The organism is uncultured Propionibacterium sp., from assembly GCF_963539965.1.
Classification (GTDB): domain Bacteria; phylum Actinomycetota; class Actinomycetes; order Propionibacteriales; family Propionibacteriaceae; genus Propionibacterium.
Genome location: NZ_CAUTOU010000003.1, coordinates 51,636 through 66,462, shown reverse-complemented (window position 1 = coordinate 66,462; position 14,827 = coordinate 51,636). Strand labels below are relative to the sequence as shown.

Here is a 14,827-nt window from a genome sequence, read left to right as displayed (position 1 = left end):
CACGGCGGGCTCCCTGTTCATCGGCCTGCCCGGCGAGCACGCCGTCGGGGCTGACGTCACCGCCGCTGCCGCCGCGCGGGGCGCCGCCTCGGCCGTCATCGGTCACGACGCCGAGGCCGATCTGACGCGCATCGTCGTTCCCGACGCCCTCGGCGCCCTGGCCGGGCTGGCGCGGGCCCTCGTCGACGAGGAGGCCGGGCGCGGCATGGCGACCCTCGCCGTCACCGGCTCCAGCGGCAAGACCTCCACCAAGGATCTGCTCGCCCAGGTGCTCGAGCACTTCGGCCCCACCGTCAGCCCCACCGGCAACCACAACAACGAGATCGGGGTCCCGCTGACCGCCTGCGGGATCGACGAGCGAACCCGCTTCCTCGTCGCCGAGATGGGCGCACGGGGCATCGGCCACATCAGGCGGCTGTGCCGGATGGTCCCGCCGCGCGTCGCCGCCGTGCTCAACATCGGCACCGCCCATCTCGGCGAGTTCGGCAGCCGGGAGGCCATCGCCCGGGCCAAGAGCGAGATCCTCGAGGCCCTGCCGGCCGACGGCTGGGCGGTCCTCAACGACGACGACGAGTACGTCGCGGCCATGTCCGGGTGCACCTCCGCCCGCATCGCCCGCTGGGCGGTCGGCAGGCCCGCGAATCCCGCCGAGCTGGCCGTCTGGGCCGACGACGTCGTCCTGGACGCTCTCCAGCGGGGCTCCTTCATGCTGCACGCCCTGCGCCAAGGCGTCCACGGCCGGACGCCGGTGCGCCTCGGCGTCATCGGCGCCCACCAGGTCCCCAACGCCGTCGCGGCCGCCACCATGGCGATGGCCGTCGGCGCCCCCCTCGCCGACGTGGGCAGGGCGCTCGGGGGCGCCCGTACCCGCTCGCCGCTGCGCATGGAGCTGGCCGAGACCGATTCCGGCGCCGCGATCGTCAACGACTGCTACAACGCCAATCCCGATTCGATGGCCGCCGCGCTGCGCACCGTCGCGGCCATGGGCGCGGCCCGCAAGGACGTCGCCCCCGGCGCCCGGCTGATCGCCGTGATCGGCGACATGGCCGAGCTGGGCCGGGACGCGGAGGCCCTGCACGAGGGCATCGGGTCCCTGGCCGCCTCGCTCGGCTACGACGAGGTCGTCGCCGTCGGCGAATACGCGCGATTCATCGCCGCCGGTGCGCGGGGGAGCGCGCCGTCCGGGACCCGCGCCCGGGTTGCCGACAAGGGGGACATCGCCGGTTCACTAGAGTTGGGCCCGGGCGATGTCGTGCTCGTCAAGGCCAGCCGCGTGCTGGCGCTCGAGGATGTCACCGCACAGCTCATCGGCCGTGACGAGGAAGGGACTGCGCGATGATCACGATTCTCTCGGCAGCCATCATCGCCATGGCCGCCACCCTCGTGGGCACCCGTTTCTTCATCGTCTTCCTCGTGCACCGCGGCTACGGCCAGTTCATCCGCGACGACGGGCCCACCAGCCACCGCACCAAGCGCGGCACGCCAACCATGGGCGGCGTGGTCGTCCTCCTCGCCGTCGTCGCGGCCTACCTCCTGGCGCACCTGATCTCCCGGTCCTCTGTCACGGTCTCCGGCCTGCTCGTACTGGCCGTCTTCGTCGCGACGGGCTTCGTGGGCTTCTTGGACGACTGGACGAAGATCTCCAAACAGAGATCGCTCGGCCTGACCCCGCGCGGCAAGATGATCGGACAGGGCCTCATCGGCGTCCTGTTCGGCGTCGCCTCACTGCTGTTCCCGGCCGCAGCGGACCCCGGCGTTGCCAAGAACGTGGGCGCGCGCCCGGCCACCGTGGCGGTCTCGCTGGTCCACGACATCGACTGGCTGCGCCTGCCCGTCGTGGTGGCGATCATCTGGATGACCCTGCTCATCACGGCCGGCTCCAATGCCGTCAACCTCACCGACGGACTCGACGGCCTGGCCACCGGCGCCTCGACGATGGTCTTCGCCGCCTACGCGCTGATCAGCATCTTCCAGGCGAACCAGTGGTGCGTCACCGGCGGCAACCACGGCCCGCGCTGCTTCACGGTGCGGGACCCGAACGACCTGGCGGTGGTGTCCATCGCCCTGGCCGGGGCCTGTTTCGGCTTCCTGTGGTGGAACGCCAAGCCGGCCAAGATCTTCCTGGGCGACACCGGCTCCCTGGCGCTCGGCGCCGCGATGGCCGCCCTGTCGATCTACACCCGCACCGAGCTGCTGCTCATCGTGCTCGGCATGCTGTTCGTCATCGAGACCGCCTCGGTGATGATCCAGGTGGGCTACTTCAAGGTCTCGCACGGCAGACGCGTGTTCAAGATGGCCCCGCTCCACCACCACTTCGAGATGGTCGGCTGGGACGAGGTCACGGTGGTGATCCGTTTCTGGATCATCTGCGGGGTGTGCGTGGCCGTGGCCCTCGCCCTGTTCTACGGCGGCTGGATCTGGGGGTGGTGAGATCGTGAAGGACTGGATGGCCGCCGCTGAGCGGACCTCGCCGTGGCCGCGGGCCCGTGCCGTCGTCGCCGGCCTGGGCGCGTCCGGGTACGCCGCCGCCGATGCGCTGCTCGAGCTGGGCGCCGCCGTCACCGTCCTGGACGACGGCGACGACCCCTCACTGCACGAGCACGGCCGGATCCTCGAGACCCTCGGGGCCGAGGTCCGCCTCGGCCCCGGCTCCAGCGCCCGCCTGCCCGAGGGCGCCGACGTGGTCATCACCTCCCCGGGCTGGCGCCCCGACCGGCCGCTGCTCGCCCAGGCCGCCAGAACGGGCATACCCGTCTGGGGCGAGCCCGAGCTCGCCTGGCGGCTCATGCCCGTCGACCGCCGGATCACCTGGTTGGGCGTCACCGGGACCAACGGCAAGACGACCACCACCCAGATGCTCGACTCGATGCTGCGCGCCGGCGGCTTCAGGTCCGCCGCCGTCGGCAACATCGGCCGCCCGATCATCGAGGCCATCAACGACCCGGCCGGCTACGAGGTCCTCGCCGTCGAGCTGTCGAGCTTCCAGCTGCACTGGTCGCCCTCGCTGGCCCTGCACTCGGCGGCCGTCCTGAACCTGCACGCCGATCACCTCGAGTGGTACGCCTACGCCGCCGGCGGCACTGCTGCGGCGATGGCCGCCTACGGCGCCGACAAGGCCCGCATCTACCATCGAGTGCACCGCTCGTGCGTCTACAACGTCGCCGAGCCGGCCACCCGTGAGATGGTCGCCGCGGCCGATGTCGTCGAGGGGGCCCGCGCCATCGGCTTCACCCTCGCCATCCCGTCGGTCGCGCAGCTGGGTGTCGTGGACGGACAGATCGTCGACCGCGCCTTCGTCGCCCGGCGCCAGACCTCGGCCCTGCCGCTGGCCTCGCTGGACGACGTCCGGCCGTACGCCCCGCATAACGTCGAGAACGCCCTGGCCGCGGCGGCGCTGGCGCGCAGCTTCGGTGTCGCGGCGCCGGCCATCGGCCGGGGCCTGCGCGACCTGCGCCTCGGAGGACACCGCATCGAGACCGTCGCCGAGGCCGGCGGTGTGCGCTGGGTCGACGACTCCAAGGCGACCAACCCGCATGCCGCGAATTCGTCCATGCGCGCCTTCGAGCGCATCGTGTGGATCGCCGGCGGTCAGGCCAAGGGCACCTCGTTCGACGACCTGATCAGCGCCCACCGCGACCGCCTGCGCGGCGCCGTCCTGCTGGGCGCCGACCGGCGGGTCATCGCCGAGGCGCTGGCCGAGCACGCCCCAGAGGTCCCGGTCGTCGTCCTCGACGGCACCGACACGTCGCTGATGGCCGAGGCCGTGCGCCGTGCGGCTCGGATGGCTCTCCCCGGCGACACGGTGCTCATGGCCCCCGGCTGCGCCTCGAAGGACATGTGGCCCGGCTACGCGCAGCGCGGCGACGACTTCGCCGCGGCCGTCCGGGACGTCACCGGTCGGGGCGCCTGACATGGCCGCCCCCGGCGAGCGCTCGCACGGATCGGACGACCGGCGCCGGTCCGGCCCGGGCCGGCGCCCGGATCCGGACGGCCTGAGCGCCGGCCCGCTGAGCGAGGCCGTCACCCGCCCCGCCGCCGACTACTACCTCGTGCTGTCCTGCGTCGGGCTGCTCGTCGGCCTCGGCGTGCTCATGGTGCTCAGCTCCTCGTCGGTCTACGCCGCCGAGAACCTGGGCAACTCGTACTACTTCTTCACCCGCCACATGATCTACCTGGGCATCGGCGTCCCGGCGGCCTGGTGGGTCTCGCGGCGCAGCGAGCGGGCGCTGGGCCTGCTGGGGTGGGTGCTCGTCATCGCGATGATCCTCGCCGAGCTGCTGGTCGTCTTCAGCCCGCTGGGCGACGCCGGCGACGGCGCCTCCAACAAGGGCAACCGCAACTGGCTCCATCTGGGGCCGGTCAGCCTGCAGCCCTCCGAGTTCGCCAAACTCGGCCTCGTCCTGTGGACGGCCGGCGTCTTCGCGGCCAAGCGCAAGGAGCTGGACGAGCCCAAGAGGCTCTTCGTCCCGGCCGTCTTCGGCTTCGGCGCCATCATCGGCCTGGTCGTCTTCGGCGGGCACGACCTCGGCACGGGGGTCGTCCTGCTGGCGATCATGCTGGCGATGTTCTGGTTCATCGGCACCTCCTGGCGACTGCTCGCCGCCGTCCTCGCGGCCGCCGCGGCGCTCGTCGCGGTCATGACCGCCACCAGCCCGGGGCGGGTGCAGCGCATCCAGGCCCTGCTCTCGGGCTCGGGCACCGTCGGTACTTCCGAGCAGCCGCTGAACGCCATCTACGCGCTGGCCACCGGCGGCTGGTGGGGCGTCGGGCTCGGCCGCAGCCGCGCCAAGTGGGGCGGCCTGTACGACGGCGCCCTCAACGACTACGTCTTCGCGGTGCTCGGGGAGGAGATGGGACTGCTCGGCACGCTCGTCGTGATCGGCCTGTTCCTGGTGCTTGGCCTGGTCGGCATGCGCATCGCCACCCGCAGCACCCGCGTCTTCTGGCGCATGGTCGCCGCCTCGGTGACGGCCTGGCTGCTCATCCAGGCGATACTCAACATCGCCGTGGCCATGAAATGGCTGCCGGTCATCGGTGTGCCGCTCCCGTTCATCAGCTACGGCGGCTCCTCACTCATCGCCAACCTCATGGCGGTCGGGGCCCTGCTGGCCGCCGCCCGCCACGAACCGGAGGCGAAGGCCGCCCTGAAGCGGCGCTCCGCACCCGCGCAGGAGCGTACCGTGCGCGTCACCTCGGTAGTCGACGGAAAGGGACGATGATGGTCAACGTCGTGCTGGCGGGAGGCGGAACGGCCGGTCACACCTCGCCGCTCATCGCCACCGCCGAACAGCTGAGGAGCCTCGACCCGGGCGGGACGGTGCTGTGCATCGGCACGCCCAAGGGCCTGGAGACCCGTGTCATCCCCGAGGCCGGCCTGGAGCTGCGCCTCATCCCGCCGGTGCCGATGCCGCGCAGGATCACCGCCGAGCTGTTCAAGGTCCCCCTCCGCCTGCGCACGGCGGTCCGCCAGGCCGGGAGGATCCTGGACGACGCCCATGCCGATGTGGTCGTCGGCTTCGGCGGCTACGTCTCGATGCCCGTCTACCTGGCCGCCCGCCGCAGGCGCACACCCGTGGTCATCCACGAGCAGAACGCCCTTCCCGGCCTGGCCAACCGGGTCGCCTCCCGCTTCGCCGCGGCGGTGCTGACCTCCTTCCCCGGAACCCCCTTGCGCGGGGCCCGCCAGGTGGGACTGCCGGTGCGCACCGCCATCGCCGAGCTGGCCGAGCAGGGCAGGGCCTCGCGCCGCGCCGCCGCCCGCGCCGAGTACGGTCTGCGCGAGGACCTGCCCGTACTGCTCGTCTCGGGCGGCTCCTCGGGCGCCCGCTCGATCAACAGCGCCGTGATCGAGGCCCGCGACGATCTGCTGGGCGCCGGCGTCCAGGTGCTGCACGTACTCGGCATGAAGAACTTCCACGGCGACGAGCCCGTCGTCGACGAGTCCACCGGCGCCGGCTACCACCCGCTGGCCTATGTCGACGACATGGACAACGCCTACGCCGCAGCCGACTTCATGCTGGCCCGCTCCGGTGCCGGCACCGTCGTCGAGACCGCCGTCGTCGGCCTGCCCGCGCTCATGGTGCCGCTGCCGATCGGCAACGGCGAGCAGGCGCGCAACGCGGGACCACTCGTCGACGCCGGCGCGGCCCTGCTCGTGCCCGACGCGGAACTCGACCGCGACCGTCTGGTCCGCGAGCTCGTCCCCGTCATGAGGAATGCGGCGCGCGTCGAGCGGATGGGCGCCGCGGCCCGGGCGATCATGCCGCCCGGCGCCGCCGAGCGCGTCGCCGGGGCGGTTCTCGAGGAGGCCCGCCGTGGCACTGCGTGAGCCCGTCGAACTCATCGCCCCGGACCAGTTGGGCGTCCTGCACCTCATCGCCATGGGCGGTACCGGGATGAGCGGCATCGCCGTCGGCTACCACGAGCTCGGCATCCCGGTCAGCGGCTGCGACCAGGCCGACTCGCCGGTCCTGCGGCACCTGGCGTCCCTGGGCATCCCGGCCCGCGTCGGCCACGACCCGGCCCATCTGGAGGGCGTCGGCACCGTCGTCGTTTCCAGCGCCGTCCACCCCGACAACGCCGAACTCGTCGCGGCCCGCCGAATCGGGCTGCGCGTCTGGCACCGCAGCACGGCACTGGCCGCACTCATGCTCGGTCGCCGGGCCGTCTCGGTGGCCGGCACCCACGGCAAGACGACCACCAGCGCGATGATCGCCACCATGGCCACGGCCGCCGGCGCCGACCCCAGCTACGTCATCGGCTCGCCGCTGGCCACGACGGGGGAGTCCGCCCGCATAGGACGCGGCACCCCCTTCATCGTCGAGGCCGACGAGTCGGACGGCTCCTTCTGGCAGTACCCGACGAACATCGCCGTGATCACCAATGTCGAGGCCGATCATCTCGACAACTGGGGCTCCCCCGAGGACTACGCGGCCGGTTTCACCCGATTCGCCACCGCCGGATCGGTCGAGCAGATCGTCATCAACGGCGACGACACCGGCGCGAGGGCGCTGACCGCCCGGCTGCGCGCGGATCCCTCGGTGAGTGCCCGGATCCTCACCTACGGCGAGTCCGCCGGCCTCGACGTGCGCCTGAGCGGCATCGGGTTCTCCGGCATGACCAGCCATGCGACGTTGAGCCACGGCGGCCACGGGCACGACCTCGACCTGTCGGTGCCCGGCCGCCACAACCTGTGGAACGCGGCCGCGGCCTTCGCCGTCGGCCTCCTGCTGGGCCTGGACGAGGGTGCGCTGCTCTCCGGTGCGGCGTCGTTCGCCGGCACCCACCGCCGCTTTCAGCTCGTCGGCACCGCTCCGGCGGCCGGCGGCGAGGTCACCGTCGTCGACGACTACGCCCACCACCCCACCGAGATCGTCGCGGCCCTGTCCGCCGGCCGCAGGGTGGCCGGGCGCGGGCGCCTGGTCGCCTGCTTCCAGCCCCACCTGTTCAGCCGCACCCGCGACTTCGCCGACGCGTTCGGCGCGGCGCTGGCCCAGGCCGACCTGGTGGTTCCCACTGACGTCTACCCGGCCCGCGAGGAGCCCGTTCCCGGGGTCACCGGCCAGCTCGTCGCCGACGCCGCGAAGGCGGCCGGGGCGGATGTGCACTACGTCGAGGACAAGACCGCTCTGCCCGGTGAGCTGGCCGACCTGGTGCGGGGCGGCGATCTCGTCATGACGATCGGCGCCGGCGATGTCACCCGCGTCGGCCCGGCCCTGCTCGAACGGTTGAGGGCGCACCGCCCATGAGCTCCGACCTCGACCAGGCCCTGCGGGTGCGCCAGCGGGCCAGGGCCCGTCGGCGCAACAGGAGGATCGCCGTCACCACGGCCGGCGTCCTCGTCGTGGCGGTGCTCGTCTGGCTGGTCGGCTTCTCACCGGTGTTCGTCGTCCGCGACGTCGAGGTCACCGGCCTCACGCGGACCTCGCCGGACGACGTGAAGGCGGCTGCGGCGGTGCCCTCCGAGACCCCGCTCGCGCGCCTCGACGGCGACGCGATCGCCGATCGCGTCGAACAGCTGGCGACCATCGCCGGTGCCCGGATCGTGCGCTCCTGGCCCGGCACGGTGCGCATCGAGGTCACCGAACGCACCGCGGTCTACCAGATCGCTCAGGCCGACGCCTACGGGCAGGTCGACTCCGAGGGGGTCGTCTTCGCCACGAGCACGGACCGGGCGGCCGCGCCCGTCGCGGTGCTCGCCGACGCCGACGACCAGGACCTGCGCGCCGACGTCGCCACCGCGACGAGCGCCCTGCCGCAGGACCTGCGCGACCGCCTCACCTCGGTCAACGCCGGCTCCGTGGACTCGATCAGCTTCCTGATCGACGGCGCCATCACCATCTTCTGGGGCAGCGCCGAGCAGTCCGATGAGAAGGCCTCGGTCATCGGGGTGCTGTGGTCCCAGGGCGGGGACTACACGAACTACGACGTCTCGGCGCCCTCCCGGCCCGCCGTTTCCTGAGCCGTCACGGGGCCGCCGGCCCGCCGGAACGGTGGTGGGGGCGACCCCCCGGTCGAGGCGAACCCGATGTCTCGACCACAGGTTTAGATTCTGAGCGGAACACGCCGGGGCTGTTGGACTAAGCCTGCCCGCTTCCATAGCCTGAGCATGCATCGGTGCAGATCGCTGCTTGGTGCACTCGATTCAGCATGTCGATCAGCGGGGCGGGCGCGGCCGGCTCCCCGAGGAATGAGGCGGACTCCCGTGGCAACTGCGTCCCAGAACTACTTGGCGGTCATCAAGGTTGTGGGCGTCGGTGGCGGCGGTGTCAATGCCGTCAACCGCATGATCGAGGACGGTCTCAAGGGCGTCGAGTTCATTGCCGTCAACACCGATGCGCAGGCCCTGCTCATGAGCGACGCCGACGTCAAGCTCGACATCGGCCGGGAGCTCACCCGCGGTCTCGGCGCGGGCGCCAACCCCGACACCGGCCGCCAGGCCGCCGAGGATCATTCCGACGAGATCGAGGAGACCCTTAAGGGGGCCGACATGGTGTTCGTCACGGCGGGCGAGGGCGGCGGCACCGGTACCGGCGGCGCCCCCGTCGTCGCGAAGATCGCCCGTTCGCTGGGGGCCCTCACCATCGGCGTCGTCACCCGCCCGTTCCGCTTCGAGGGCAAGCGCCGCGCGCGCCAGGCCGACGAGGGCATCGGGCGCCTGTCCGAGGAGGTCGACACACTGATCGTCATCCCGAACGAGAAACTCCTCGAGATGACCGACCGCCAGATGTCGATCCTCGACTCCTTCAAGCAGGCCGACCAGGTACTCATGCAGGGCGTCTCCGGCATCACCGATCTCATCACCACGCCGGGCCTCATCAACCTCGACTTCGCCGATGTGAAGTCGGTCATGAAGGACGCCGGCTCCGCGCTCATGGGCATCGGCTCGGCCCGCGGCGAGGAGCGCGCCCGGACCGCAGCCGAGCAGGCCATCAACAGCCCCCTGCTCGAGGCCACCATCGACGGCGCCAAAGGGGTCCTGCTCTCCATCGCCGGCGGCTCCGACCTCGGCCTGTTCGAGGTCTCCGAGGCCGCGGATCTCATCGAGGAGGCCGCCGCCGAGGACGCCAACATCATCTTCGGCACGGTTATCGACGACGCGCTGGGCGACGAGGTGCGCGTCACCGTCATCGCCGCCGGCTTCGACAGCGACCAGGGGCCGCAGTCGGTTCCGATCCGTCGTCCCGCCGATACGGCCCGGCCCCAGCAGCAGCCCCGTCCCGCCGCCGAGCAGCGCCCGGCGCCGGTCGCCCCCGCCGGGCGCGTCCAGCCGCGTACGACCGGCCGCACGTCGTTCTCCTCCCCGCCGGCCCCGGCCGAGAGCGAGGAGCCGACGCGCCGCACCGGCGTCCAGTCCGAGCAGCAGACCGCTCTGCCGCCCGATGACGACGATCTGGACATCCCCGACTTCATGAAGTGAGCGAAGTGAGTCCGTGTGTTCGCCTTCCTGAGCGAGCCGGCCGGCGGGGGCATCGGTCTGGCCTTCACCGACCGTGAGGGCGGGGCCTCCGCCGGCGCGTTCGCGTCCCTGAACCTCGGGCGCACCACCGAGGACGACCCGGATGCGCTGCGCGCCAACATGGCGGCCCTGCGGTCCCGGCTCGGCCTGCCGCCGGTCAGCTTCGTCCACCAGGTGCACGGCACCGCCGTCAAGACGGTCGCCTGCGAGGACCTGCCCGGTCGTGACGGCTGGCTGGGAGGGGCGGTGCCCGGCCAGGCCCCGTTGGACGAGGCCGACGCGCTGGTCACGAAGCTGCCCGACGCGCCGCTGGCCGTCCGGGTGGCCGACTGCGTGCCCGTTCTGCTCGCCGACGCCGAGGCCGGTGTCATCGGCGCCGCCCATGCCGGGCGCCGGGGCCTGCTGGCCGGTGTCCTGACCGCCACCGCCGCCAGGATGCGCGAGCTCGGTGCCACGCGCATCCGCGCCTGGGTGGGCCCCCACATCTGCGGTGACTGCTACGAGGTGCCCGCCGGCATGCGGAGCGAGTCCTGCGCGGTCATCCCCGAGCTGGAGGCCATGACGAGCTGGGGCTCGCCCTCGCTCGATCTCGGCGCCGGGGCGCAGGCGGTGCTGGAGCGCGACGGCATCGGCGTCGAACGCCACGACCCGTGCACCCGTACGGGTCCGCGACTGTTCAGCCACCGGCGGGACCGCGGCGCGACCGGCCGGCAGATCGGCCTGATCTGGCGCGCCGGGCGAGGCGATCGTTCCACTCGCCACGGGCTGAGCGGGTACCCTAATTCCAGCCGTGTCATTCATGACGACCGCAGCTGGTCAGAGGGGGAGTCGGCATGCCGGGAGCGATGAAGAAGGCTGCAGTGTGGCTGGGCCTTGTCAGCGACGACCGTTTCGACGAGGAACGCGCCGAGGCGGCCGAGTACACCGACTCCGTCTACACTGATGCGATGGCCGAGGAATCCGTCCAGGTGTCCAGCGTCACGCGTCTTCCCGAGCGCCGCCCCAGGTCGGCGCCCTCCGGGCCGCACGAGCCCCGGCGCCGTGATCACCATGACGTCGAGGATGACGCCGAGGAGTCGCAGCCGGCCGACCTGGCCCGCATCATCTCGGTCCGCCCCCGCACCTACAACGAGGCGCGCACCATCGGCGAGAGCTTCCGTGAGGGCACCCCCGTCATCATGAACCTCACCGACATGGATGACGCCGACGCCAAGCGCCTGGTCGATTTCGCGGCCGGCCTCATCTTCGGCCTGCACGGTTCCATCGAGCGCGTCACCAGCAAGGTCTTCCTGCTCAGCCCGCGCAACATCCACGTCACGGCCGAGGACAAGCAGCGGCTGGCCAGCCCCAGCTTCTTCAACCAGAGCTGAGCGGCCCGTGCTGATCCTCGTCCAACTCGTCTCGCTGCTGTGCACCCTGTACATCTGGGTGCTCATCGCACGCATGGTTCTCAGCTGGATCCCCTTGCTGGTGCCCGGTTTCCATCCGCGGGGAGCGGTGGCCGCGATCTTCGAGGCGATCTACACGGTCACCGATCCCCCGATCGGCTTCGTGAGGCGCTACATCAAGCCGATCAGGCTGGGGAGCATCGGCCTGGACATCGCCTTCATGGTCGTCTTCTTCGTCGTTCTGGTGATCCAGAGACTGGTGTGGCTGCTCGTGTGAGAGTCTCAACCCGAAGTTGAGTTTTGGACCTCGGACTGCCCCTGTCCGGGGCAAGCAGAGTAGCCTCAAGGACTGTCCCCGCAGTTGCGGGCAGGATTGGAATCAACGCATCGAGGTTTGGAGCGCACAAAATGACGCTGTCCCTTGACGAGGTTCGCAGTATCCGTTTCCCCATGGCCCGCAAGCCCAATGAGGACGGCTACCGCGCCAGCTCAGTCGACAAGTTCATGGACGAACTCGAGATCAGTTACGCGGATCTGGTCAGTGAGAACGAGAAGCTCAAGGCGAACGCCGGTTCGGGCGAGGAGAGCGCCAGGCTCGCCCAGCAGGTCAACCAGCTCAACGCCCAGGTTTCCAGTCTCGGCCAGGAGAACGAGCAGCTGCGCAGCCAGCTGGGCGAGCTCCGTTCGGCCTCCAGCCAGGGCTCCGCCGCCTCGGCCCAGCTCGCCGGCGAGAACGAGCAGCTGCGCGCCCAGGTCTCCGAGCTCCAGTCCCGGCTGCAGGCGGCCCAGAACCAGAACACCGCCGCCGAGGCCGCTGCGGCCACCAGCATCCAGCCGGCCGTCGTCTCGGGCGAGGCCCAGCGCATCGTCGTCACCACTGCGGAGGAGGCCGGTCCGTGGGCCGCCCGCCTGCTCGAGATGAGCACTCGCGAGGCCGATCAGCTCGTCGAGGAGGCCAACAGGCAGGCCGCCCAGGTGCGCGTCGACGCCGAGACCGACGCCGAGCGGACCCGCGCCGATGCCCGGGTCCGGGCCGATCAGCTCGTCGAGGAGGCCACTCAGAAGGCCGCCCGTCTCGACTACGAGGCCCGCAACACCGCCGACCGGGTCACCGCGGAGGCCCAGGAGAACGCCAGGCGTCTCACCGACGAGGCCCAGCAGCGCGCCGATGCCCTCGACGGCGAGGTCGCCAACAAGCGCACCGAGCTGTTGAGCGCACTCGAGTCCGAGCGCGACAACCTCACCGCCTCGGTGAGCCAGCTGCGAGGCTTCGAGTCGGAGTACCGCGCCAACATCGCGAACCAGATCCAGGGGCATCTCGAGAGCCTCAAGAGTCTGTCCATGACTCCGCCTGCCGGTGGTCAGACCCCCCGGCTCGACGCCCTCATGAACAACAATCAGGGCGGCTGAACGGCATCCCCCGAGAACGTACCGGCAGCCGATGACGGGGTGTACCCGTCGTCGGCTGCTGGTGTATGGTCCCCCCTACGAGTCGGGTCTCCATCTGGAGGAAGTTGGAACGATGGCAGCCAGTGGTTTGTCCAGGGCAGCGGCGCAGGAGCTCGCCGCCAAGCTGCCCGTCCTCGAGGGCGAGGACGCGTGGACCGCGGAAGAAGTGATCGAGGTGCGCGAGGAGCTCATCACCGAGATCGAGCGCATGCGCAGGGCCGTCGCGGCCTCGGATGCCGAGCTCGAGCAGCTGATGGGCGAGGGCAGCGACACCTCCGGCAAGGACCCGGGCGATGTCGGGTCCACGAATTTCGAGCGCGACCAGGAGCTCAGCATGAACGCGAACACCCGCACCCTGCTGGAGCAGAACGAGGCCGCTCTGCGTCGTCTCGAGGCCGGCGAGTTCGGTGTCTGCGAGAACTGCGGCAACCCCATCGGCAGGGGGCGTTTGGAGGCCTTCCCGAAGGCCACCATGTGCGTCAGGTGCAAGCAGCGCGCGGAGAGGCGCTGAATCCGGTGACGTCCCGCCGCGCGCACTCGCGCCTGGAGGCCACGCGCGCGGTCATGACCGCCGTCGCGGTTCTCGCCCTGGTCCTCGACAGGGTGACGAAGCTGTGGGCGCTGCACGCGCTCTCGGCGCACGACCGTCAGATCATCCAGGGCTGGCTGAGTCTGCACCTGGTCTACAACTCCGGTGCGGCCTTCTCGATGGGCACCTCCTTCACCGCCCTCCTCAGCTGCATCTCGGCCGCGGCGCTCGTCTTCGTGCTCGTCTGGGTCTTCCCGCGGGCCCGTGGCTGGCTGGCCAGCTGGGCATCGGGCCTCATCGCCGCCGGCATCGCCGGCAATCTGCTCGACCGCTTCCTGCGCGAACCCGGCCCGATGCGCGGCACCGTCGTCGATTTCATCGCGGTGCGCTACTTCGCGGTGTTCAACGTCGCCGACATGTGCATCACCTGCGCGGCGATCCTGTTCGTCTGGTGGGCCGTGCGCTCCGACCGGACGGTCGGCCGCTCCGGCCGGCCCGCCGATGCGGCCGCCGGCCGGGTCCGCGGCGCGGGGGGAGGTGCATGAGCGTCCTGCTCGTCCCCGACGGCCTGGCCGGCGACCGCATCGATGCCGCGGCCGCCCGCATGACCGGTCTGACCCGCTCGCGGGTGGCGGACCTCATCGAGGGGGGCGGGGTGCTGCTCGACGGAGCCGCGGTGACGAAGGCCTCCCAGAGAGTGCATGCGGGGCAGCTGCTCGACATCGACCTGTCCGAACCGGTGCGGCGGGCCCGTGTCACCCCCGCCGTGGTCGAGGGCATGTCGATCGTCCACGACGACCCGGACGTCGTCGTCGTCGACAAACCGGCCGGTGTGGCCGCCCACCCCTCGCTCGGCTGGGACGGCCCCGACGTCGTCAGCGGTCTCGCCGGCGCCGGTTTCCGCATCACCACGTCCGGGGCCGCCGAGCGCCAGGGCATCGTCCACCGCCTCGACGTCGGCACGAGCGGCCTGATGGTCGTCGCCAAGTCCGAGCACGCCTACACGATGCTCAAGCGCGCCTTCCGCGACCGCGCCGTCGACAAGGTCTACCTCGCGCTCGTCCAAGGCCACCTCGACCCGCTCGAGGGGACCATCGACGCCCCGATCGGGCGCCACCCCGGCTCGGAGTGGAAGTTCGCGGTCACCGCCGACGGGCGCCCCTCGGTCACGCACTACGAGGTGATCGAGATGATGCGCTCGGCGTGCCTGGCCCGCGTCCATCTCGAAACGGGGCGCACCCACCAGATCCGCGTGCACTTCTCGGCCATGCACCATCCGTGCGTCGGCGATCCGCTGTACGGCTCCGATCCGGGGCTGGCCGTACGGCTCGGCCTCGATCGCCAGTGGCTGCACGCCGCCGAACTCGGCTTCACTCATCCCGGGTCGGGGCAGTACGTGCACTTCGAATCGGCGCCGTCGGCCGAGCTGGCGCACGCCCTGGAGCTCCTGCGCGGCTGAGCGGCCCGCGGGGGCGCACCCCACCGCGCCCTCAACATCACGCC

The 14,827-nt window shown here is 71.5% G+C and carries 15 protein-coding genes; all 15 read left to right on the top strand.

The window, feature by feature from the left end; genetic code table 11:
- Positions 1–1,339: UDP-N-acetylmuramoyl-tripeptide--D-alanyl-D-alanine ligase (gene murF, locus R2N01_RS01935; protein ID WP_316667897.1), on the top strand; the 1,339-nt coding region annotated here is incomplete at its 5' end.
- The gene (gene mraY, locus R2N01_RS01930) at positions 1,336–2,430 is read left to right on the top strand and encodes a phospho-N-acetylmuramoyl-pentapeptide-transferase (RefSeq protein WP_316667895.1); all 1,095 of its coding nucleotides are present in this window, start codon (positions 1,336–1,338) and stop codon (positions 2,428–2,430) included. The genes murF and mraY, both read left to right, overlap by 4 nt.
- 16 nt (positions 2,431–2,446) lie before the next feature.
- Positions 2,447–3,910, top strand: a complete 1,464-nt coding sequence (gene murD / locus R2N01_RS01925) for a UDP-N-acetylmuramoyl-L-alanine--D-glutamate ligase (RefSeq protein WP_316667894.1) — start codon at positions 2,447–2,449, stop codon at positions 3,908–3,910.
- Between the two features lies 1 nt (position 3,911).
- Positions 3,912–5,219: a putative peptidoglycan glycosyltransferase FtsW gene (locus R2N01_RS01920; RefSeq protein ID WP_316667892.1), complete on the top strand. Its 1,308-nt coding sequence runs from the start codon at positions 3,912–3,914 to the stop codon at positions 5,217–5,219.
- The gene (gene murG, locus R2N01_RS01915) at positions 5,219–6,328 is read left to right on the top strand and encodes an undecaprenyldiphospho-muramoylpentapeptide beta-N-acetylglucosaminyltransferase (RefSeq protein ID WP_316667905.1); all 1,110 of its coding nucleotides are present in this window, start codon (positions 5,219–5,221) and stop codon (positions 6,326–6,328) included. The genes R2N01_RS01920 and murG overlap by 1 nt, the downstream gene beginning before the upstream one ends.
- Positions 6,315–7,748, top strand: coding sequence for a UDP-N-acetylmuramate--L-alanine ligase (gene murC, locus R2N01_RS01910; RefSeq protein ID WP_316667890.1), 1,434 nt, complete (start codon positions 6,315–6,317; stop codon positions 7,746–7,748). Before murG ends, murC begins: the two co-directional genes overlap by 14 nt.
- Entirely contained in the window at positions 7,745–8,461 is a 717-nt protein-coding gene (locus R2N01_RS01905; protein WP_316667889.1) for an FtsQ-type POTRA domain-containing protein, read from the top strand. Before murC ends, R2N01_RS01905 begins: the two co-directional genes overlap by 4 nt.
- A 243-nt stretch (positions 8,462–8,704) precedes the next feature.
- Positions 8,705–9,919, top strand: coding sequence for a cell division protein FtsZ (gene ftsZ / locus R2N01_RS01900; RefSeq protein ID WP_316667887.1), 1,215 nt, complete (start codon positions 8,705–8,707; stop codon positions 9,917–9,919).
- Between the two features lie 15 nt (positions 9,920–9,934).
- The gene (locus tag R2N01_RS01895) at positions 9,935–10,807 is read left to right on the top strand and encodes a polyphenol oxidase family protein (RefSeq protein WP_316667884.1); all 873 of its coding nucleotides are present in this window, start codon (positions 9,935–9,937) and stop codon (positions 10,805–10,807) included.
- Positions 10,792–11,328 carry a cell division protein SepF gene (locus R2N01_RS01890; RefSeq protein WP_316667882.1) on the top strand — a complete coding sequence of 179 codons (537 nt, stop codon included), beginning with the start codon at positions 10,792–10,794 and terminating at the stop codon, positions 11,326–11,328. Before R2N01_RS01895 ends, R2N01_RS01890 begins: the two co-directional genes overlap by 16 nt.
- Positions 11,329–11,335: 7 nt before the next feature.
- Positions 11,336–11,623 carry a YggT family protein gene (locus R2N01_RS01885; RefSeq protein WP_316667880.1) on the top strand — a complete coding sequence of 96 codons (288 nt, stop codon included), beginning with the start codon at positions 11,336–11,338 and terminating at the stop codon, positions 11,621–11,623.
- 131 nt (positions 11,624–11,754) lie between these two features.
- Positions 11,755–12,756: a DivIVA domain-containing protein gene (locus tag R2N01_RS01880; RefSeq protein WP_316667878.1), complete on the top strand. Its 1,002-nt coding sequence runs from the start codon at positions 11,755–11,757 to the stop codon at positions 12,754–12,756.
- Positions 12,757–12,868: 112 nt separating this feature from the next.
- Positions 12,869–13,306, top strand: coding sequence for a TraR/DksA C4-type zinc finger protein (locus R2N01_RS01875; RefSeq protein ID WP_316667876.1), 438 nt, complete (start codon positions 12,869–12,871; stop codon positions 13,304–13,306).
- 5 nt (positions 13,307–13,311) lie between these two features.
- Positions 13,312–13,869, top strand: coding sequence for a signal peptidase II (lspA, locus tag R2N01_RS01870; RefSeq protein ID WP_316667875.1), 558 nt, complete (start codon positions 13,312–13,314; stop codon positions 13,867–13,869).
- On the top strand, positions 13,866–14,783 hold the full coding sequence (locus R2N01_RS01865; RefSeq protein WP_316667872.1) for an RluA family pseudouridine synthase: 918 nt from the start codon (positions 13,866–13,868) through the stop codon (positions 14,781–14,783). The genes lspA and R2N01_RS01865 overlap by 4 nt, the downstream gene beginning before the upstream one ends.
- The last annotated feature ends 44 nt before the right edge of the window (positions 14,784–14,827 follow it).